The organism is Streptomyces sp. BA2, assembly GCF_009769735.1.
GTDB lineage: Bacteria > Actinomycetota > Actinomycetes > Streptomycetales > Streptomycetaceae > Streptomyces.
Genome location: NZ_WSRO01000002.1, coordinates 2,011,409 through 2,030,353, shown reverse-complemented (window position 1 = coordinate 2,030,353; position 18,945 = coordinate 2,011,409). Strand labels below are relative to the sequence as shown.

The window sequence follows — 18,945 nt, the reverse complement described above, 5'->3', positions numbered from 1 at the left end:
ACCCGGTACACTTGCCCGAAGTGCTGCGTCCCGTGTCCGGTCTCGTACCGGCACCACCAGAACGGGACATCCAGCCGGAGCCCCGGACCTCACCGTCCAGGGATCTCCAGGAGCGTCGCGCACCGTCGAAGGTGTCGCGGGCAGCCCACCACCATCTCGTACTCCGGGAAGCGGTCGGTGGGCCACTCGCGTGCTGCACATAGTGCCCAGACCAGGGAGCGGCTGCCCGCCGGATCCAGAACCACCGGATCCGATGGGTTTCCCAGGCTGCGGATTGCGACCTCCCCTAACCCTGGTGAAGCCGATTTCACAGAGAACAGAGAGGTTGGTTCATGCCGAACCAGTCCCGCCCCAAGGTCAAGAAGTCGCGTGCCCTCGGCATCGCGCTGACCCCGAAGGCCGTCAAGTACTTCGAGGCCCGCCCCTACCCGCCGGGCGAGCACGGCCGTGGGCGCAAGCAGAACTCGGACTACAAGGTCCGTCTGCTCGAGAAGCAGCGTCTGCGCGCGCAGTACGACATCAGCGAGAAGCAGATGGCCCGTGCCTACGACCGCGCCAAGAAGGCCGAAGGCAAGACCGGCGAGGCCCTGGTCATCGAGCTCGAGCGCCGTCTCGACGCCCTGATCCTGCGTTCGGGCATCGCCCGCACGATCTACCAGGCCCGTCAGATGGTCAGCCACGGCCACATCGAGGTCAACGGCGGCAAGGTCGACAAGCCGTCGTTCCGCGTCCGTCCCGACGACGTCGTGATGGTCCGCGAGCGCAGCCGCGAGAAGCCGCTGTTCCAGGTCTCCCGTGAGGGCGGCTTCGCCCCCGACGGCGAGATCCCGCGTTACCTCCAGGTCAACCTGAAGGCCCTGGCCTTCCGTCTGGACCGTGACCCGAACCGCAAGGAGATCCCCGTGATCTGCGACGAGCAGCTCGTCGTCGAGTACTACGCCCGCTGACCCGGACGTAGCTCTCCCTGCTTCAGCCCGTCGCCCGCCCTCCCTTCGTGGTGGGGCAGGCGGCGGGTTGTTGCGTTGCTCCTGGAGCCCGTGCCCAGGGCACGGGACACCGCCGCGTCCGGGGCGAGACGGGCCCCGACGGCCACGCACTCCTCGTACCGCGCGTCGCCCAGCTGCTCGCGGGCCTGCGACTCGCACAGCGCGTGCGGCCCGCCGAAGTTCCCGGAGCCGAACAGCGGGAGGCCCACCGAAGGCCAGATGCGGGACGCGGCGCCCTGTAGGACGGCGGCCTCGGCCGGGTCGCCCTCCACCGCGGTGAACAGGGCGAGCAGCTCGATCGCGAGCACCGTACCGAGCAGATCGTGGAAGGCGTGGTCGAGCGCCAGGCACCGCATGACCAGGTCACGGGCCGTCTCCGCCTCGCCGCGCGTCCAGGCCGCGAAGCCGAGGACATAGAGCGCGTACGCGAGAGCCCAGCGCTCGCCGTGGTCCTCGCAGACCTGGCGTACGTCCTCGCAGAGCTCCACCGCGTCGGCGAGCTCCCCGCGGAAGGCCAGGGCCATCGCCAGCTCGACCTGGCCCATCAGGACGTTGCTGTTCAGCTCGCCGATCTCGCGGTACTGCTCGAGAGCCGAGCGCAGCAAGGTTTCGGCGCGCTCCATGTCATCGGCGAGGAGCGCGAGGCAGCCGATGCGGTGTACCGCGTACGCGGTCGCGATGGCGCTGCCGGTACGTTCCGCCTCGTCCTTGCACTCCTGCAGAGCGGCGAGCGCGGCGACCGTGTCGCCCTGGAGGACCGCGACGTAGCCGAGCACCCACAGCGCCTTGAGGCGCGATTCGTCGTGGCCGCCGTCCAGTTCGAGGGCGCGGTCGAGCCAGTGCCGCCCCTCCGCGAGCCGCCCGCAGCCCACCCAGTAGAACCACAGGCTGCCCGCCAGATACTGGCCCAGATGCGTCTCGTCCGGCTCGGTCAGGCAGTACTCCAACGCGCCCCGCAGATTGGGCAGTTCGCAGTCGACGAGCTCGGCGACCCGCGCCTGGCGCGGCGAGAACCAGTCCAGCTCGCACCAGGTGGCGAGGCCCATGTACCAGTCGCGGTGCCTGCGCCGCATCCGCGCGGCGTCGCCGGTCGCCTCCAGCCAGTCGGCGCCGTACGCGCGGACCGTGTCGAGCATGCGGTAGCGGACGCCCGTCGGCCCCTCCTCGCGGGTCACGACGGACTGCGCGAGCAGCTCGCCCAGTACGTCGAGTACGTCGTCGGAGTGCAGTCCGTCGCCGCTGCAGATGTACTCGGCCGCCTCCAGGTCGAAAGGCCCGCAGAACACCGAGAGCCGCGACCACAGCAGGCGCTCGCTCGCCGTGCACAGCTCATGGCTCCAGCCGATGGCCGTCCGCAGGGTCTGATGCCGCGGCGGCACATCGCGCCGCGTCCCGGTGAGCAGCGCGAAGCGGTCGTCGAGCCGGGCAAGGAGCTGTGCGGGCGAGAGTGCCCGCAGCCTTCCCGCCGCCAGCTCGACGGCCAGCGGGATCCCGTCGAGGCGGCGGCAGAGCTCCGCCACGTCGGCTTCGTTCTCGTCGTCCAGGGCAAAGCCGGGGAGCCCCGCGGCCGCCCGGTCGGCGAACAGCACGGCCGCGTCCTCGGTGGGCAGCGGCGCGAGCGGGAAGATCCGCTCGCCGCAGGTGTCGAGCGGCCGGCGCCCCACCGCGAGCACACGGAGCCCGGGGGAGTGGTGCAGCAGATCCCCCACCAGTGAGGCGCACGCCTCCACCAGGTGCTCGAACCCGTCGACGACGAGGAGGACTTCCCGCTCCGCGAGATGGTCGAGCAGCACCTCGCGCGGCGTGCGGTGGGTGTGATCCGTCAGACGCAGGGCTTCGGCGACGGCGTGCTCCACCAGATCGGCATCCCTGACCCCGGCGAGCTCCACCAGCCAGGCGCCGTCCCCCGGCGCGGCGCCGCAGGCGGCCCGGACGGCGAGGCGCGACTTCCCGACACCGCCGACGCCGGTCACCGTGACCAGGCGCCCGGCCTCCAACGCGGCGGTGAGAGAGGCGAGTTCGTCGGCGCGTCCGACGAAGGCGTTGAGCTCCAGAGGGAGGTTGCCGGGTCTCGGCTGGCGGGCGGGGGAGTCGTGCCGACCGTTACCGGTGCCCTGATCGCGTCGCATGAGATACGGAGCGTACCCATCCGTAAGCAGTCCGTACAATCACTTCAGGTAACTCCCTTGCCCCTGCACGGTAATGCGGTGCGGAGCCTTCGCCCCGGCGCGATAGGGTCGGGGGACGACTTTTCGATGTTCGGGACCGATGTTCAGGGAGCGGTGCACAGTGTCCGGTGGAGAGGTGGCCGGGATCCTGGTGGCCGTCTTCTGGGCGATCCTGGTCTCCTTCCTGGCCGTGGTGCTGGTGAGGCTGGCGCAGACGCTCAGGGCGACCACCAAGCTCGTCGCGGAAGTGACCGAGCAGGCCGTCCCGCTGCTCGCGGACGCCTCCACCGCGGTGCGCTCGGCGCAGACCCAGATCGACCGGGTCGACGCCATCGCATCGGACGTCCAGGAAGTCACGTCGAACGCGTCGGCGCTCTCCACGACGGTGGCCTCCACCTTCGGCGGGCCCCTCGTCAAGGTCGCGGCGTTCGGCTACGGGGTGCGCAGGGCCCTGGGCCGCAAGGCAGGACCCGAATCAACCAATGTGCCCCCGGCGCCCGCCCGACGTACCGTGATCGTGGGGCGCACCGTCCCCTCCGCGCGGCGGCGGGGCAAGCGGAAGAAGGACTGACGCAGCGATGTTCCGCCGTACGTTCTGGTTCACCGCGGGCGCCGCTGCCGGTGTGTGGGCCACCACCAAGGTCAACCGCAAGATCAAGCAACTGACCCCCGAAAGCCTCGCGGCGCAGGCCGCGAACAAGGCGGTCGAGGCGGGTCACAAGCTCAAGGACTTCGCTCTCGACGTCCGCGACGGCATGGCCCAGCGCGAGGCCGAACTGGGCGAGGCCCTGGGCCTCGAGGCCCCGGTCGACCCCGAACTGCCCGGGCAGCGCCGTGTGGTCGTGGCCATCGAGAACGGCAGAACCAGCAAGTCAAGCAAGACCGACAAGAACAAGCAGGGCAAGTACCTCTCGAAGTCGAAGTACTCGTACAACCGGAATGAGGACCACTGATGGAGTCGGCCGAGATTCGCCGCCGCTGGCTGAGCTTCTTCGAGGAGCGCGGGCACACCGTCGTCCCTTCGGCGTCGCTCATCGCGGACGACCCGACTCTGCTCCTCGTCCCCGCGGGCATGGTGCCCTTCAAGCCCTACTTCCTGGGCGAGGTCAAGCCGCAGTTCTCGCGCGCCACGAGCGTGCAGAAGTGCGTGCGTACGCCCGACATCGAAGAGGTCGGCAAGACCACGCGGCACGGCACGTTCTTCCAGATGTGCGGCAACTTCTCCTTCGGTGACTACTTCAAGGAAGGCGCCATCAAGTACGCCTGGGAGCTGCTCACCAGCTCCGTGGCGGACGGTGGCTACGGCCTCGACCCCGAGCGCCTGTGGGTGACGGTCTACCTCGACGACGACGAGGCCGAGACCATCTGGCGCGAGAAGGTGGGCGTCCCCGCCGAGCGCATCCAGCGCCTGGGCAAGAAGGACAACTACTGGTCCATGGGCGTCCCCGGACCCTGCGGCCCCTGCTCCGAGATCAACTACGACCGCGGCCCCGAGTTCGGCGTCGAGGGCGGCCCCGCCGTCAACGACGAGCGCTACGTGGAGATCTGGAACCTGGTCTTCATGCAGTACGAGCGCGGCGAGGGCACCTCGAAGGAGGACTTCGAGATCCTCGGCGAGCTGCCCAGCAAGAACATCGACACCGGCCTCGGTCTCGAGCGCCTCGCGATGATCCTGCAGGGCGTGCAGAACATGTACGAGACCGACACCCTGCGCGTGGTCATGGACAAGGCCACCGAGCTGACCGGCGTGCGGTACGGCGCCGAGCAGGGCTCGGACGTCTCCCTGCGCGTGGTCGCCGACCACATGCGTACGTCCGTGATGCTCATCGGCGACGGCGTCACGCCCGGCAACGAAGGCCGCGGTTATGTCCTGCGCCGCATCATGCGCCGCGCCATCCGCAACATGCGCCTGATGGGCGCCACCGGCCCGGTCGCCCTCGAACTCGTCGACACGGTCATCAAGTCGATGGGCGAGCAGTACCCCGAGCTGCAGACCGACCGCAAGCGCATCGAGACCGTCGCCCTCGCCGAAGAGGCCGCCTTCCTGAAGGCCCTCAAGGGCGGCACGAACATCCTCGACACCGCCGTCACCGAGACCAAGGCCGCAGGCGGCAAGGTCCTCGCCGGCGACAAGGCGTTCCTGCTGCACGACACGTGGGGCTTCCCGATCGACCTCACCCTGGAGATGGCCGCCGAACAGGGCCTCTCCGTGGACGAGGACGGCTTCCGGCGCCTGATGAAGGAGCAGCGGGAGCGCGCCAAGGCCGACGCCCAGGCCAAGAAGACCGGCCACGCGAACCTCGGCGCCTACCGCGAGATCGTCGACGCCTCCGGTGCCACGGACTTCACCGGCTACACCCTCACCGAGAACGAGGCCGTGATCGTCGGCCTCCTGGTCGACGGCGTCTCGTCCCCCGCCGCCCGCGAGGGCGACGAGGTCGAGGTCGTCCTCGACCGCACCCCCTTCTACGCCGAGGGCGGCGGCCAGATCGCCGACTCCGGCCGGATCCGCCTCGACAACGGCGCCGTTGTCGAGATCCGTGACGTGCAGAAGCCGGTCCCCGGCGTGCACGTCCACAAGGGTGTCGTCCAGGTCGGCGAGATCACCGTCGGCGACCAGGTCTGGGCCTCGATCGACGTGCACCGCCGCCGCGCCATCGCCCGCGCCCACTCCGCCACGCACCTCACCCACCAGGCGCTGCGCGACGCGCTCGGCCCGACGGCCGCCCAGGCCGGTTCCGAGAACCAGCCCGGCCGCTTCCGCTTCGACTTCGGCTCCCCGTCGGCCGTGCCCACGGCCGTCATGACGGACGTCGAGCAGAAGATCAACGAAGTCCTCGCGCACGAACTCGACGTACAGGCCGAGGTCATGTCGATCGACGAGGCCAAGAAGCAGGGCGCCATCGCCGAGTTCGGCGAGAAGTACGGCGAGCGGGTCCGTGTGGTCACCATTGGAGACTTCTCCAAGGAGCTGTGCGGCGGCACGCACGTCCACAACACCGCCCAGCTGGGCCTGGTGAAGCTGCTCGGCGAATCGTCCATCGGCTCCGGCGTGCGCCGCATCGAGGCCCTGGTCGGCGTCGACGCGTACAACTTCCTCGCCAAGGAGCACACGGTCGTCGCCCAGCTCCAGGAGCTGGTCAAGGGCCGCTCCGAGGAGCTGCCCGAGAAGGTCTCCGCCATGCTCGGCAAGCTGAAGGACGCCGAGAAGGAGATCGAGAAGTTCCGCGCGGAGAAGGTCCTGGCGGCCGCCGCCGGTCTCGTCGAATCCGCCAAGGACGTACGAGGCGTCGCGCTCGCCACCGGCCAGGTCCCGGACGGCACGGGCGCCGACGACCTGCGCAAGCTGGTCCTCGACGTACGCCACCGCATCCCGGGCGACCGCCCGGCCGTGGTGGCCCTGTTCACCACGGCCAACGGCCGCCCGCTGACGGTCATCGCCACGAACGAAGCGGCCCGCGAGCGCGGCCTCAAGGCCGGCGACCTCGTCCGTACGGCCGCCAAGACCCTCGGCGGCGGTGGCGGCGGCAAGCCGGACGTCGCCCAGGGCGGCGGCCAGAACCCCGCGGCCATCGGTGACGCCATGGCCGCCGTCGAGCGCCTCGTGGCAGAGACGGCCTGATGTCCGAATCCGATGGCGGCATGCGCAGGGGCCGACGCCTCGCGATCGACGTCGGTGACGCCCGGATCGGGGTCGCCTCGTGCGACCCCGACGGGATCCTCGCCACTCCGGTGGAGACGGTGCCGGGACGCGATGTCCCGGCCGCCCAGCGCCGGTTGAAGCAGCTCGTCGACGAGTACGAACCGATCGAGATCGTCGTCGGTCTCCCTCGCTCCCTCAAGGGGGGCGAGGGCCCGGCGGCCGTCAAGGTTCGTGCCTTCACCCAGGACCTCGCGCGCTTGGTGGCGCCCATTCCGGTGAGGCTCCTCGACGAGAGGATGACCACAGTGACGGCCAGTCAGGGGTTGCGCGCCTCGGGCGTGAAGTCCAAAAAGGGCAGGTCTGTCATCGATCAGGCGGCGGCCGTCATCATCCTTCAGCAGGCACTGGAGTCCGAACGGGCGTCAGGTAAAGCTCCGGGCGAGGGCGTCGAAGTGGTCATCTGATCGCGATACGGTAACGTTCCGCGCGATGCGGCGGTGTTCGAACAGCTGCCGCACAGCATCAAGAGGCGGAACGGTTGCCCTCCCACTCAGACGGCGGCCCCGCCTCGCGGCATGTAGGGGATCGATGACTGAGTATGGCCGGGGTCCAGGCTCCGAACCGTGGCATCCCGAGGACCCGTTGTACGGGGACGGCGGATGGGGAGGACAGCAGCCTTCGGGCGGCCAGTCCACCTACGGCGGCCAGGGGCAGTACCACCCTCAGCAGCCGCAGCACCCTCAGCAGCAGGCGCAGTACGACGACTGGAGCACGGGCCAGCAGCAGGCCTACGGTCAGCAGCAGTACGGCGGGCCCACCGGCCAGCAGCAGTACAACGGCGCCCCTGAGCAGCAGCAGTACAACGGCGGCTACGACACCGGCCAGCACGGTCAGGTCCCCTACGCCGCCGACCCCGCGGACCCCTACGGCCACCAGCCGGGCGGCTACGGCGCGGAGAGCCCGGACTACTACGGCACTCCCGACGCGTACCCCCCGCCGGAGCCGCCGTCCCGCCGCCGCCCCGAACCCGAGCCGCGGCAGGACTGGGACCCGGGCCCGGACCAGGGCGAGCACGCCTTCTTCTCGGGCGCGGACGACGATGACGAGGACGACGACACTCCGCCGGGGCGCCGCGGGGACCGCCGGGGCGGCCGGGGCGGCAAGAAACCGAAGAAACGCCGCAGCGGCTGCGCCTGCCTGGTCGTGACGCTGGTCTTCGCCGGTGGTCTCGGCGGGGTCGGCTACTTCGGCTACCAGTTCTACCAGGACCGATTCGGTACGTCGCCGGATTACGCGGGCGAGGGAACCGGCATCGCGACGGTCGACATCCCGAAGGGCGCCGGCGGCTATGTGATCGGCCAGAAACTGAAAGAGGCCGGGGTCGTCAAGAGCGTGGACGCCTTTGTCTCCGCGCAGGCGCAGAATCCCAAGGGCAATACCATTCAGGAAGGCGTCTATGTCCTGAAGAAGGAGATGTCGGCCAAGAGCGCGGTCGAACTGATGCTCAGCCCGAAGAGCCGCAATAACCTCATCATTCCCGAGGGCAAGCGGAACTCGTGGGTCTACAAGCAGATCGACACCCGACTCGAACTCGACAAGGGCACCACCGAGGGTGTCGCCAAGAAGGAATGGAAGTCTCTCGGACTTCCCGACTGGGCGAACACCAACAAGGACATCAAGGATCCGCTGGAAGGCTTCCTCTACCCCTCCAGCTATCCGGTCGCCAAGGGCCAGAAGCCCGCCGACGTCCTGAAGAAGATGGTGGCCCAAGCCAACCAGAAGTACGACGAGTTGGGCCTCAAGTCGAAGGCCGCGGAGCTGAAGCTGAAGGACCCGCTCCAGGTGCTCACCGTGGCGAGCCTGGTCCAGGCCGAAGGCAAGTACAAGCACGACTTCGACAAGGTCGCGACAGTCGTCTACAACCGCCTCAAGCCGGGCAACACGGAGACCTACGGACTTCTCGACTTCGACTCCACGGTGAATTACGCCAAGGCCGAAAGCACCCTGGAAACCGGAACGGTCGACGATCTGCGCAAGTTCAACGACCCGTACAACACCTACAAGATCAAGGGCCTGCCCCCCGGGCCGATCGGCAACCCCGGCGACGAGGCGCTCAAGTCCGCGCTCAACCCGGCCAAGGGGAATTGGTACTACTTCGTCTCCATCAACGCGGACGAAACGCTGTTCGCCGAGACGAACGAGCAGCACGAGCGCAACCGTCAGAAGTACCTCGAGGAACAGAAGAAGAATTCCGGGTGATGAGCACCAAGCGCCGAGCCGCAGTTCTCGGCTCCCCGATCGCCCATTCCCTCTCCCCGGTGCTGCACCGCGCCGCATACGGGGAGCTGGGTCTGGTCGACTCGACGTATGACCTGTTCGACGTCGACGAAGCGGCCCTGCCCGGGTTCATGAAGGGTCTCGGCCCCGAGTGGGCCGGGCTCTCGCTGACGATGCCGCTCAAGCGCGCGGTGATCCCGCTGCTCGACGAGATCAGTGCGACCGCCGCCTCCGTCGAGGCGGTCAACACCGTCGTCTTCACGGACGACGGCCGCCGCGTCGGCGACAACACCGACATCCCCGGCATGGTCGCCGCCCTGCGGGAGCGCGGCATCGAGCAGGTCGAGTCGGCCGCGATCCTCGGCGCGGGCGCCACCGCGTCGTCCGCCCTTGCCGCGCTCGCGCGGATCTGCACGGGCGAGGTCGTCGCGTACGTACGCAGTCAGGCGCGTGCCGCCGAGATGCGGGAGTGGGGCGAGCGGCTCGGCGTCGAGGTGCGGACCGAGGACTGGGCGGACGCCGAGCGCGCGCTGAGCGCGCCGCTGGTGATCGCCACGACTCCGGCGGGCGCGACCGACGCGCTGTCGGCCGCCGTGCCCGAGCGGCCCGCGACCCTCTTCGACGTCCTGTACGACCCGTGGCCCACCGCTCTGGCGGCCCGCTGGTCCATGTACGGAGGGGCCGTCGTCAGCGGGCTCGACCTTCTCGTGCACCAGGCGGTGCTCCAGGTCGAGCAGATGACGGGGCGTTCGCCCGCGCCGCTCCTCGCCATGCGGAAAGCCGGGGAACACGCGCTCGAGGGACGCTAGGGATGCACATGGCCTCGGGCAAGGGGGACCTCTTCGAGCTCTTCATCAGGTTCCTGCCGTTCAGATTCATGCCCTGGTGGCTGCAGCTGACGGTCATCGCGGCCATCGTCGCGATCGTCGTGGCCGCCTGGACCATCAAGCGCACGCGCAAGATCGCTGCCCGAAGAGCGGCCCGTACGAAGGCCGAGGCGACTGCCGAGGGGTAGCGGGGCCGTCCGTCTTATGGACCGGAGGCCAGGTCCCGCCCCCCGACGTGGGAGGATCGGGGATGGCGGGCCAGGGCCGCGCACCCGGCCGCGCCACGCAGTTCCAGGCGCGAGCATGAGGAGCACCGTTGAGCAGGTTGCGTTGGCTGACCGCGGGAGAGTCCCACGGACCCGCACTTGTCGCGACGCTGGAGGGTCTTCCCGCCGGCGTGCCGATCACCACGGAGATGGTGGCGGACCACCTGGCCCGGCGGCGGCTCGGCTATGGGCGCGGTGCGCGCATGAAATTCGAGCGTGACGAGGTCACCTTCCTGGGTGGCGTCCGGCACGGTCTGACCATGGGCTCGCCGATCGCGATCATGGTGGGCAACACCGAGTGGCCCAAGTGGGAACAGGTCATGGCGGCCGACCCGGTCGACCCCGAGATCCTCGCCGACCTGGCCCGCAACGCCCCCCTGACCCGCCCCCGGCCCGGCCACGCCGACCTCGCGGGCATGCAGAAGTACGGCTTCGACGAGGCCCGCCCGATCCTGGAGCGCGCCTCGGCCCGAGAGACCGCGGCCCGCGTCGCGCTCGGCGCGGTCGCCCGCTCGTACCTGAAGGAGACGGCCGGGATCGAGATCGTCAGCCACGTCACGGAGCTCGCGGCGGCCAAGGCGCCCTACGGCGTCTACCCCACCCCCGCCGACGTCGAGAAGCTCGACGCCGACCCGGTGCGCTGCCTCGACGCGGACGCGAGCAAGGCGATGGTCGCCGAGATCGACCAGGCCCACAAGGACGGCGACACCCTGGGCGGCGTCGTCGAGGTGCTCGCGTACGGCGTGCCCGTGGGCCTCGGCTCGCACGTGCACTGGGACCGGCGGCTCGACGCGCGGCTCGCCGCCGCGCTCATGGGCATCCAGGCCATCAAGGGCGTCGAGGTCGGCGACGGCTTCGACCTCGCGCGCGTGCCGGGCTCCAAGGCGCACGACGAGATCGTCTCCACCGACGACGGCATCCGGCGCACCTCAGGCCGCTCCGGCGGCACCGAGGGCGGCCTGACCACCGGCGAACTGCTGCGCGTGCGTGCCGCGATGAAGCCCATCGCGACCGTGCCCCGCGCGCTCGCCACCGTCGACGTCGCCACCGGCGAGGCCACCAAGGCGCACCACCAGCGCTCCGACGTGTGTGCGGTCCCGGCCGCCGGCATCGTCGCCGAGGCGATGGTCGCGCTGACCCTGGCCGACGCCGTCGCCGAGAAGTTCGGTGGCGACAGCGTGCCCGAGACCCGGCGCAACGTCACCTCGTACCTCGACAACCTGCAGATCCGGTGACCGGCCCGCAGATCGTTCTCGTCGGGCCGATGAGCGTGGGCAAGTCGACGGTGGGCGCGCTGCTCGCCGAGCGCCTCGGCACCGTCTACCGCGACACCGACGCCGACATCGTGGCCGCACAGGGCCGGGAGATCGCGGACATCTTCGTGGACGAGGGTGAGCCGCACTTCCGCGACCTGGAGCGGGCGGCCGTGCGTACGGCTCTCGCCGAGCACGAGGGTGTCCTCGCGCTCGGCGGCGGCGCGATCCTCGACGAGACGACCCGCGCGCTCTTGGCCCCGCACCCCGTCGTCTATCTGTCGATGGACGTCGAGGAAGCGGTCAAGCGCACCGGCCTGAACGTCGCGCGCCCCCTGCTCGCGGTCAATCCGCGCAAGCAGTGGCGCGAACTGATGGACGCCCGCCGCCAGTTCTACGCCGAAGTCGCCCGCGCCGTCGTCGCCACCGACGACCGCACCCCCGAAGAGGTAGCCCAAGCGGTCCTCGACGCACTGGAGTTGAAGGAAGCATGACGGAGATGGCTGAGACGTCGGGGCAGACGCCCACCCGTATCCAGGTCGGCGGCACCGCGGGCACCGAGCCGTACGAGGTCCTCGTCGGCCGGCAGCTCCTCGGTGAGCTGCCCGGCCTGATCGGTGAGCGCACCAAGCGCGTCGCGATCATCCACCCTGAGGCGCTCGCCGAGACGGGCGACGCCCTGCGCGAGGACCTGGCAGGACAGGGGTACGAGGTCGTCGCCATCCAGGTGCCGAACGCCGAGGAGGCCAAGACCGCTGAGGTCGCCGCGTACTGCTGGAAGGCTCTTGGCCAGTCCGGCTTCACCCGCAGCGACCTCATCATCGGTGTCGGCGGCGGAGCCACCACGGACCTCGCCGGGTTCGTGGCCGCGACCTGGCTGCGCGGGGTCCGCTGGATCGCCGTGCCGACCACTGTGCTCGGCATGGTGGACGCGGCGGTCGGCGGCAAGACCGGCATCAACACCGCCGAGGGCAAGAACCTGGTGGGCTCCTTCCACCCGCCCACGGGCGTGCTGTGCGACCTGGCCGCGCTCGACTCGCTGCCGGTCAACGACTTCGTGTCGGGCCTCGCGGAGATCATCAAGGCCGGTTTCATCGCCGACCCGGTGATCCTCGAACTGATCGAGGAGGACCCCCAGGCGGCGCGCAGCCCCCAGGGACCGCACACCGCCGAGCTGATCGAGCGCTCCATCAAGGTCAAGGCCGAGGTCGTCTCCGGCGACCTCAAGGAGTCGGGCCTGCGCGAGATCCTCAACTACGGTCACACCCTCGCCCACGCCATCGAGAAGAACGAGCGCTACAAGTGGCGGCACGGCGCCGCCGTCTCCGTGGGCATGGCTTTCGCGGCCGAACTCGGCCGCCTGGCCGGACGTCTTGACGACGCGACCGCCGACCGGCACCGCACCGTCCTGGAGTCGGTCGGCCTGCCCCTGAGCTACCGCTACGACCAGTGGCCCAAGCTCCTGGAGACCATGAAGGTCGACAAGAAGTCCCGCGGTGACCTGCTGCGGTTCATCGTCCTTGACGGCCTCGGCAAGCCGACCGTCCTGGAGGGACCCGACCCCGCGGTGCTGCTCGCCGCGTACGGCGAAGTGGCGAACTAGCGCTCGAAAAGCGCTGAATCGGCCCGTCAGAACAAGCCACGGGCACCCTGCGGCCTCCCCGGCCGTTCACACAACGTCGGCCGGGGGCGGTACCGTTCGGTAACGGGTGGCCCCGGCCGCCGCCCGACCAGCGTCAGTCGCACGAGACGGAGTGGCACCGGATGCAGCACGCAGTGGGGTCTCCGCTGCCGCCGCCCCATCAGCCGGGGCACGGACCGGCCACCGGCTGGTCCCCGGCCGCACATCACCCGAGCGGTCCGCCGCCGGGTGCAGCGCCGGGCGGCCCACCGCCTCCCGCGCCGGGTTTCGCCGGCGCCCCGCACCCCCCGGGCACGGCCCCCCATCCGCAGGGACCGGCCCCGCACCCGCACATCACGACGCCGCAGCACGTGCCGCCGGGCGCCCCGCACGGAGCCGCCCCCCAGCACAGCCACGCCCCGGCCGCCCCCGTGCCCCCGACCCCGGACACGACGGGCCACATCCAGCTCCCGCCCGGCGGCCCCGTCGCCGTGCCGAGCCCTCCGCCCGGCACGGCCCAGGCGGACACCGGCGCCACCACGCTGGCCGTCCTGCTGATCGGCCCCGCGGGCGCGGGCAAGACGAGCGTCGCCAAGTTCTGGGCAGAGCACCGCAGGGTGCCCACCGCCCACATCAGCCTCGACGACGTACGGGAATGGGTCCGATCGGGCTTCGCGGACCCCCAGTCGGGCTGGAACGACCACTCGGAGGCGCAGTACCGCTTGGCCCGCCGCACCTGCGGCTTCGCCGCACGGAACTTCCTGGCCAACGGCATCTCCTGCGTCCTCGACGACGCGGTCTTCCCCGACCGCCCGGTCGTCGGCCTCGGTGGCTGGAAGCGCCATGTGGGCCCCGGCCTGCTGCCGGTGGTCCTGCTGCCCGGCCTGGAGATCGTCCTGGAGCGCAACGCCGAGCGCAGCGGCAACCGCCGCCTCACGGACGAGGAAGTGGCCCGCATCCACGGCCGCATGGCCGGCTGGTACGGCTCGGGCCTGCCCATCATCGACAACTCCCAGCTGGACGTGCCCGCCACGGCCCGGGTCCTGGACGACGTCCTCGCCCGCTCCATCGCGAGCCCGCCGCAGTGGTAGGCCCCTGCGCCACCTGATGCCCCGGGGACGCCACCGGCCCGCTCGGTCGGGTGCGCTGAACGGGCCGTCCCGAGCCACCGCTCATAGGCTCGTCCCATGTCAGAGGTGTACGCGGCCCGCCGCGAGCGGCTGAGGGAGCGTTGTGCCGCGGGCGGCAGCGCGTCGGCGCTGGTGTCCCGCCCCGCCAACGTGCGGTATCTCGCGGGGGCGGCGCCCCAGGATGCGGTGCTCCTGCTCGGCAGCGGCGAGGATCTGCTGCTGTGTTCGAGGCCGCTCGGCGACGAGCAGGGCGAGGGGCGGCCCGACGAGAGGCTGCGGGTGCAGCTCCTCGACGCGGCCGGCGGAGACCCGGCCGTCGCGGGGGCCGACCTCGCGGCCACCCAGGGCGCCGATGCGCTCGCCGTCGAGGAGCACGACCTCACGGTCGCCCGGCACCGCGCGCTGGGTTCCGTCGCGCCCCGGCTGCGGCTCACGGATCTCGGGGGAGCGGTCGAGCAACTGCGGCTCGTCAAGGACGAGGAGGAGATCTCCTGCCTGCGGATCGGCTCAGAGATCGCCGACCAGGCGCTCGGCGAACTGCTCGAATCCATCCTTGTCGGGCGTACGGAGCGCCACCTCGCCCTTGAGCTGGAGCGCCGTCTCGTCGATCACGGGGCGGACGGACCCGCCTTCCCGACCTCTGTCGGCACCGGGCCGAACTCCGGAAGGGGCGGCCACCGGCCGTCGGACCGGCGGGTGGAGGAAGGGGATTTCCTCTCCGTGTGCCTGGGGGCCAGTTATCGCGGTTATCGTTGTGAGATCGGGCGTACGTTCGTCATCGGTACGTCTCCCGCGGATTGGCAGATCGAGCTGTACGACCTCGTCTTCGCCGCTCAGCGGGCGGGCAGGGAGGCTCTCGTACCGGGCGCCGCCTACCGCGACATCGACCGCGCGGCACGCCTCGTACTGGACTCCGCGGGGTATGCGGACGGCCTCGCTCCGCTGATGGGACATGGGCTGGGGCTCGAAAACGACGAGGACCCGCAGTTGGCGCCCGCGGCCATGGGTAAACTGGACGCCTGCGTGCCGGTCACCGTCGAACCGGGGGTTCACATCCCGGGACGGGGTGGTGTCCGGATCGATGACACGCTCGTCGTGCGCCCCGAGGCGGACGGCGGACCCGAGCTACTCACCATTACGACCAAGGAGCTGCTCGCGCTCTAGCTTTCCGAGCTATGCGCGTGCGCCGGGGTCGTCCACGTCAGTCCAGGAGATTCCGCAACCGTGGCTTCCACGAACGACCTCAAGAACGGCCTGGTGCTCAAGCTCGACGGGGGCCAGCTCTGGTCCGTCGTCGAGTTCCAGCACGTCAAGCCCGGCAAGGGCCCTGCCTTTGTGCGCACCAAGCTCAAGAACGTGATGTCCGGCAAGGTCGTCGACAAGACGTTCAACGCCGGCGTCAAGGTCGACACGGCGACGATCGACAAGCGCGACATGCAGTTCTCCTACATGGACGGCGACTACTTCGTCTTCATGGACATGGAGACGTACGACCAGCTGCACGTCGACCGCAAGTCCGTCGGTGACGCCGCCAACTTCCTGATCGAGGGCTTCACGGCCTCCGTCGCGCAGCACGAGGGCGAAGTCCTCTTCGTCGAGCTGCCGGCCGCCGTCGAGCTGGTTATCCAGGAGACCGAGCCCGGCGTCCAGGGCGACCGCTCCACCGGCGGCACCAAGCCCGCGACGCTGGAGACCGGCCACCAGATCCAGGTGCCGCTCTTCATCACCACCGGCGAGAAGATCAAGGTCGACACCCGCACGAGCGACTACCTCGGCCGGGTGAACAGCTAACCGTGGCTGCTCGTAATACGGCCCGCAAGCGTGCCTTCCAGATTCTCTTCGAGGCCGACCAGCGTGGCGCAGATGTAGTGACGGTCCTCGCGGACTGGGTGCGCCACTCGCGGACCGATACCCGGCAGCCGCCGGTGAGCGAGTTCACGATGGAGCTGGTCGAGGGGTACGCGAAGCACGCGCGCCACATCGACGAGCTGATCTCGCAGTACGCCGTCGGGTGGACCCTGGACAGGATGCCGGTCGTGGACCGCAACATCCTGCGGCTCGGTGCCTACGAGCTGATCTGGGTCGACGCGACGCCGGACGCCGTGGTGCTCGACGAGTCCGTGCAGCTCGCCAAGGAGTTCTCCACGGACGACTCGCCGGCTTTCGTGAACGGCCTGCTCGGCCGCTTCAAGGATCTGAAGCCGAGTCTGCGCCGCGACGAGGCGTAAAGCCTCCTACGCCGCTCAGAGGGCCCGCAGCACGTCGCTGTGGGCCCTCTGGCGCGTCCGGAGGCTTTCTCCGGGGCCTCCGTGGCCTCCCGGGCCTCCGTGGACTCCCGAGGGCTCAGGTGCGTGCGTAAAACGCCGAGGTGGCCGGAACCCGATCGGTTCCGGCCACCCCGGCGTTACGTTTCTGCTCAGCTGTCGCTTGACGGATCAGACGTCGTCGTGGGCGACGGCGCGGCGCGCGTCCGCGTCCAGGACGCCCCAGCTGATCAGCTGCTCGGTGAGGACCGAGGGCGACTGGTCATAGATCACGGCGAGGGTGCGCAGGTCGTCCTGGCGGATCGAGAGCACCTTGCCGTTGTAGTCACCGCGCTGCGACTGGATCGTGGCGGCATACCGCTGGAGCGGGCCTGCCTTCTCGGCAGGGACGTGCGCGAGGCGCTCCAGGTCGAGCACGAGCTTCGGCGGCGGCTCGGCCGCGCCGCCCGGAGCTGTGCCGGGCAGCAGTTCCTGGACCGGGACGCCGTAGAAGTCCGCCAGCTCGGCAAGGCGCTGCACGGTCACGGCACGGTCGCCGCGTTCGTACGAACCGACCACGACCGCCTTCCAGCGTCCCTGGGACTTCTCCTCGACACCGTGGAGGGAAAGGCCCTGCTGGGTACGGATGGCGCGGAGCTTGGCCCCGAGCTGTTTGGCGTATTCGCTGGACATATAGCTCCCCGGACGAAGAACGGTAACTCACTGTGAGGTTACGCAGCGTTACTTGGCTGCGTCAAGCCGAATGGTCCGTACCGGCACTTCTCAGGGGGGTCGTGACCGGCGGCGTTGCCCGTGCTGGTACCGTGGATGGCGCAATTTCGACGTCCTTTAAGGTCCGTCCCGTGAGGCGGAGAAGGAGGTCCGTTTCATATGGACTCGCACGACACGAACGAATCCGATGTCGCCCGGCCTGTGCTCGAAGGCCCGGACATCGCACGGGTGTTGACCCGTATCGCGCACGAGATCGTCGAGCGCGCCAAAGGCGCCGAAGACGTGGTGCTGCTCGGCATTCCCACCCGTGGCGTCTTCCTCGCCCGGCGACTCGCCGAGAAGCTCGAAGAAATCACCGGACGCACTATCCCGGTTGGCTCACTCGACATCACGATGTACCGCGACGATCTGCGCATGCATCCGCCGCGCGCACTCGCCCGCACCGAGATCCCCGGTGACGGTATCGACGGCCGCCTCGTCGTCCTCGTCGACGACGTGCTCTTCTCCGGTCGCACCATCCGCGCCGCCCTCGACGGTCTGAACGACATCGGGCGCCCGCGCGCGGTGCAGCTCGCCGTCCTCGTCGACCGCGGCCACCGCGAACTCCCGATCCGCGCCGATTACGTCGGCAAGAACCTCCCCACGTCGCTGCGGGAGACGGTCAAGGTCCAGCTCGCCGAGGAGGACGGCCGCGACGCCGTGCTGCTCGGTGCCAAGCCCGCTTCCGCGTAGGACCGGCTTCCCTGCGGGCCCGGGGCACACCCCTGCGCGCCCGCATGCCCGCACACCTCCACATCACGGAGTAAACCCAGATGATGCGACACCTCATCTCGGCCGCCGACCTCACCCGCGACGACGCCGTTCTCATCCTCGACACCGCCGAGGAGATGGCCCGGGTCGCCGACCGGCCGATCAAGAAGCTGCCCGCGCTGCGCGGCCGCACGATCTGCAATCTGTTCTTCGAGGACTCCACGCGGACCCGGATCTCCTTCGAGGCCGCCGAGAAGCGCCTCTCCGCCGACGTCATCAACTTCGCCGCCAAGGGCTCCAGCGTCTCCAAGGGCGAGTCCCTCAAGGACACCGCCCAGACCTTGGAGGCGATGGGCGTCGACGCCGTCGTCATCCGGCACGGCGCGTCCGGCGCCCCCTACCGCCTCGCCACCTCCGGCTGGATCGACGCCCCGGTGATCAACGCGGGCGACGGCACCCACCAGCACCCCACCCAGGCCCTGCTCGACGCCTTCACCATGCGGCGCCGCCTCGTCGGCCGTGACGCGGGCCTCGGCAAGGACCTGAGCGGCAAGCGCATCACGCTCGTCGGCGACGTCCTGCACAGCCGCGTCGCGCGCTCGAACGTCGACCTCCTGCACACCCTGGGCGCCCAGGTCACTTTGGTCGCCCCGCCCACGCTCGTGCCGGTCGGCGTCGACAGCTGGCCCTGCGACGTGTCGTACGACCTGGACCGGGTGCTCCCGAAGTCGGACGCCGTGATGATGCTGCGCGTGCAGCGCGAGCGCATGAACGCCGCGTTCTTCCCGACCGAGCGCGAGTACTCGCGTCGCTACGGCCTGGACGGCGAGCGGATGGCGAAGATGCCAGAGCACGCCATCGTCATGCACCCCGGGCCGATGGTCCGCGGCATGGAGATCACCGCCGAGGTCGCCGATTCCGACCGCTGCACGGTCATCGAGCAGGTCGCCAACGGCGTCCACACCCGGATGGCCGTCCTCTACCTGCTCCTGGGCGGCAACGAACCCGCCGTCACCCACACCCGCCCCACCGGTTCCGAGGAGAAGTAA

Annotated in this window: 19 protein-coding genes; 17 read left to right on the top strand and 2 right to left on the bottom strand. The window is 70.0% G+C overall.

What is annotated here, in order from left to right:
* The first annotated feature begins 332 nt into the window (after window positions 1–332).
* Entirely contained in the window at window positions 333–947 is a 615-nt protein-coding gene (rpsD, locus tag E5671_RS11710; protein WP_160503779.1) for a 30S ribosomal protein S4, read from the top strand.
* On the opposite strand, the gene E5671_RS11705 is transcribed toward rpsD, so the two are convergent.
* Window positions 935–3,115 carry an ATP-binding protein gene (locus tag E5671_RS11705; protein WP_202121086.1) on the bottom strand — a complete coding sequence of 727 codons (2,181 nt, stop codon included), beginning with the start codon at window positions 3,113–3,115 and terminating at the stop codon, window positions 935–937. The genes rpsD and E5671_RS11705 overlap by 13 nt on opposite strands.
* A gap of 139 nt (window positions 3,116–3,254) precedes the next feature.
* Here E5671_RS11705 and E5671_RS11700 point away from each other — a divergent pair, with 139 nt between their 5' ends.
* The 14 genes from E5671_RS11700 (at window position 3,255) to nusB (ending at window position 16,399) form a co-directional block, all read left to right on the top strand.
* Window positions 3,255–3,725, top strand: a complete 471-nt coding sequence (locus E5671_RS11700) for a DUF948 domain-containing protein (RefSeq protein WP_202121085.1) — start codon at window positions 3,255–3,257, stop codon at window positions 3,723–3,725.
* A gap of 7 nt (window positions 3,726–3,732) precedes the next feature.
* The gene (locus E5671_RS11695) at window positions 3,733–4,107 is read left to right on the top strand and encodes a DUF6167 family protein (protein ID WP_160503777.1); all 375 of its coding nucleotides are present in this window, start codon (window positions 3,733–3,735) and stop codon (window positions 4,105–4,107) included.
* A complete protein-coding gene (gene alaS, locus E5671_RS11690; RefSeq protein WP_160503776.1) occupies window positions 4,107–6,776 on the top strand; it encodes an alanine--tRNA ligase in 2,670 nt (889 codons plus the stop codon). Before E5671_RS11695 ends, alaS begins: the two co-directional genes overlap by 1 nt.
* A gap of 20 nt (window positions 6,777–6,796) precedes the next feature.
* A complete protein-coding gene (gene ruvX / locus E5671_RS11685; protein ID WP_160510134.1) occupies window positions 6,797–7,261 on the top strand; it encodes a Holliday junction resolvase RuvX in 465 nt (154 codons plus the stop codon).
* 124 nt (window positions 7,262–7,385) lie between these two features.
* Window positions 7,386–9,056, top strand: coding sequence for an endolytic transglycosylase MltG (mltG, locus tag E5671_RS11680; RefSeq protein WP_160503775.1), 1,671 nt, complete (start codon window positions 7,386–7,388; stop codon window positions 9,054–9,056).
* Window positions 9,056–9,883, top strand: a complete 828-nt coding sequence (locus E5671_RS11675; protein ID WP_160503774.1) for a shikimate dehydrogenase — start codon at window positions 9,056–9,058, stop codon at window positions 9,881–9,883. The genes mltG and E5671_RS11675 overlap by 1 nt, the downstream gene beginning before the upstream one ends.
* Before the next feature lie 2 nt (window positions 9,884–9,885).
* Window positions 9,886–10,089: a hypothetical protein gene (locus E5671_RS11670; protein WP_160503773.1), complete on the top strand. Its 204-nt coding sequence runs from the start codon at window positions 9,886–9,888 to the stop codon at window positions 10,087–10,089.
* Between the two features lie 128 nt (window positions 10,090–10,217).
* Window positions 10,218–11,402, top strand: a complete 1,185-nt coding sequence (gene aroC / locus E5671_RS11665) for a chorismate synthase (protein ID WP_160503772.1) — start codon at window positions 10,218–10,220, stop codon at window positions 11,400–11,402.
* Window positions 11,399–11,914 (top strand): shikimate kinase, encoded by a 516-nt coding sequence (locus E5671_RS11660; protein WP_336605736.1) that lies wholly within the window; start codon window positions 11,399–11,401, stop codon window positions 11,912–11,914. The genes aroC and E5671_RS11660 overlap by 4 nt, the downstream gene beginning before the upstream one ends.
* A 5-nt stretch (window positions 11,915–11,919) precedes the next feature.
* Entirely contained in the window at window positions 11,920–13,023 is a 1,104-nt protein-coding gene (gene aroB, locus E5671_RS11655; RefSeq protein ID WP_160510132.1) for a 3-dehydroquinate synthase, read from the top strand.
* Between the two features lie 161 nt (window positions 13,024–13,184).
* A complete protein-coding gene (locus tag E5671_RS11650) occupies window positions 13,185–14,132 on the top strand; it encodes a Pro-rich N-terminal domain-containing protein (protein WP_160503771.1) in 948 nt (315 codons plus the stop codon).
* A 96-nt stretch (window positions 14,133–14,228) separates the two neighbouring features.
* Window positions 14,229–15,335, top strand: coding sequence for a M24 family metallopeptidase (locus tag E5671_RS11645; RefSeq protein WP_160503770.1), 1,107 nt, complete (start codon window positions 14,229–14,231; stop codon window positions 15,333–15,335).
* Between the two features lie 60 nt (window positions 15,336–15,395).
* Window positions 15,396–15,962, top strand: a complete 567-nt coding sequence (efp, locus tag E5671_RS11640) for an elongation factor P (protein WP_160503769.1) — start codon at window positions 15,396–15,398, stop codon at window positions 15,960–15,962.
* A gap of 2 nt (window positions 15,963–15,964) precedes the next feature.
* On the top strand, window positions 15,965–16,399 hold the full coding sequence (nusB, locus tag E5671_RS11635; protein ID WP_160503768.1) for a transcription antitermination factor NusB: 435 nt from the start codon (window positions 15,965–15,967) through the stop codon (window positions 16,397–16,399).
* A 207-nt stretch (window positions 16,400–16,606) separates the two neighbouring features.
* On the opposite strand, the gene bldD is transcribed toward nusB, so the two are convergent.
* Entirely contained in the window at window positions 16,607–17,107 is a 501-nt protein-coding gene (gene bldD / locus E5671_RS11630) for a transcriptional regulator BldD (RefSeq protein WP_135330908.1), read from the bottom strand.
* 198 nt (window positions 17,108–17,305) lie between these two features.
* Here bldD and pyrR point away from each other — a divergent pair, with 198 nt between their 5' ends.
* Together pyrR and E5671_RS11620 are read left to right on the top strand one after the other, a co-directional pair.
* Window positions 17,306–17,878, top strand: a complete 573-nt coding sequence (gene pyrR / locus E5671_RS11625; RefSeq protein ID WP_160503767.1) for a bifunctional pyr operon transcriptional regulator/uracil phosphoribosyltransferase PyrR — start codon at window positions 17,306–17,308, stop codon at window positions 17,876–17,878.
* Window positions 17,879–17,958: 80 nt separating this feature from the next.
* Window positions 17,959–18,945, top strand: a complete 987-nt coding sequence (locus E5671_RS11620; RefSeq protein ID WP_160503766.1) for an aspartate carbamoyltransferase catalytic subunit — start codon at window positions 17,959–17,961, stop codon at window positions 18,943–18,945.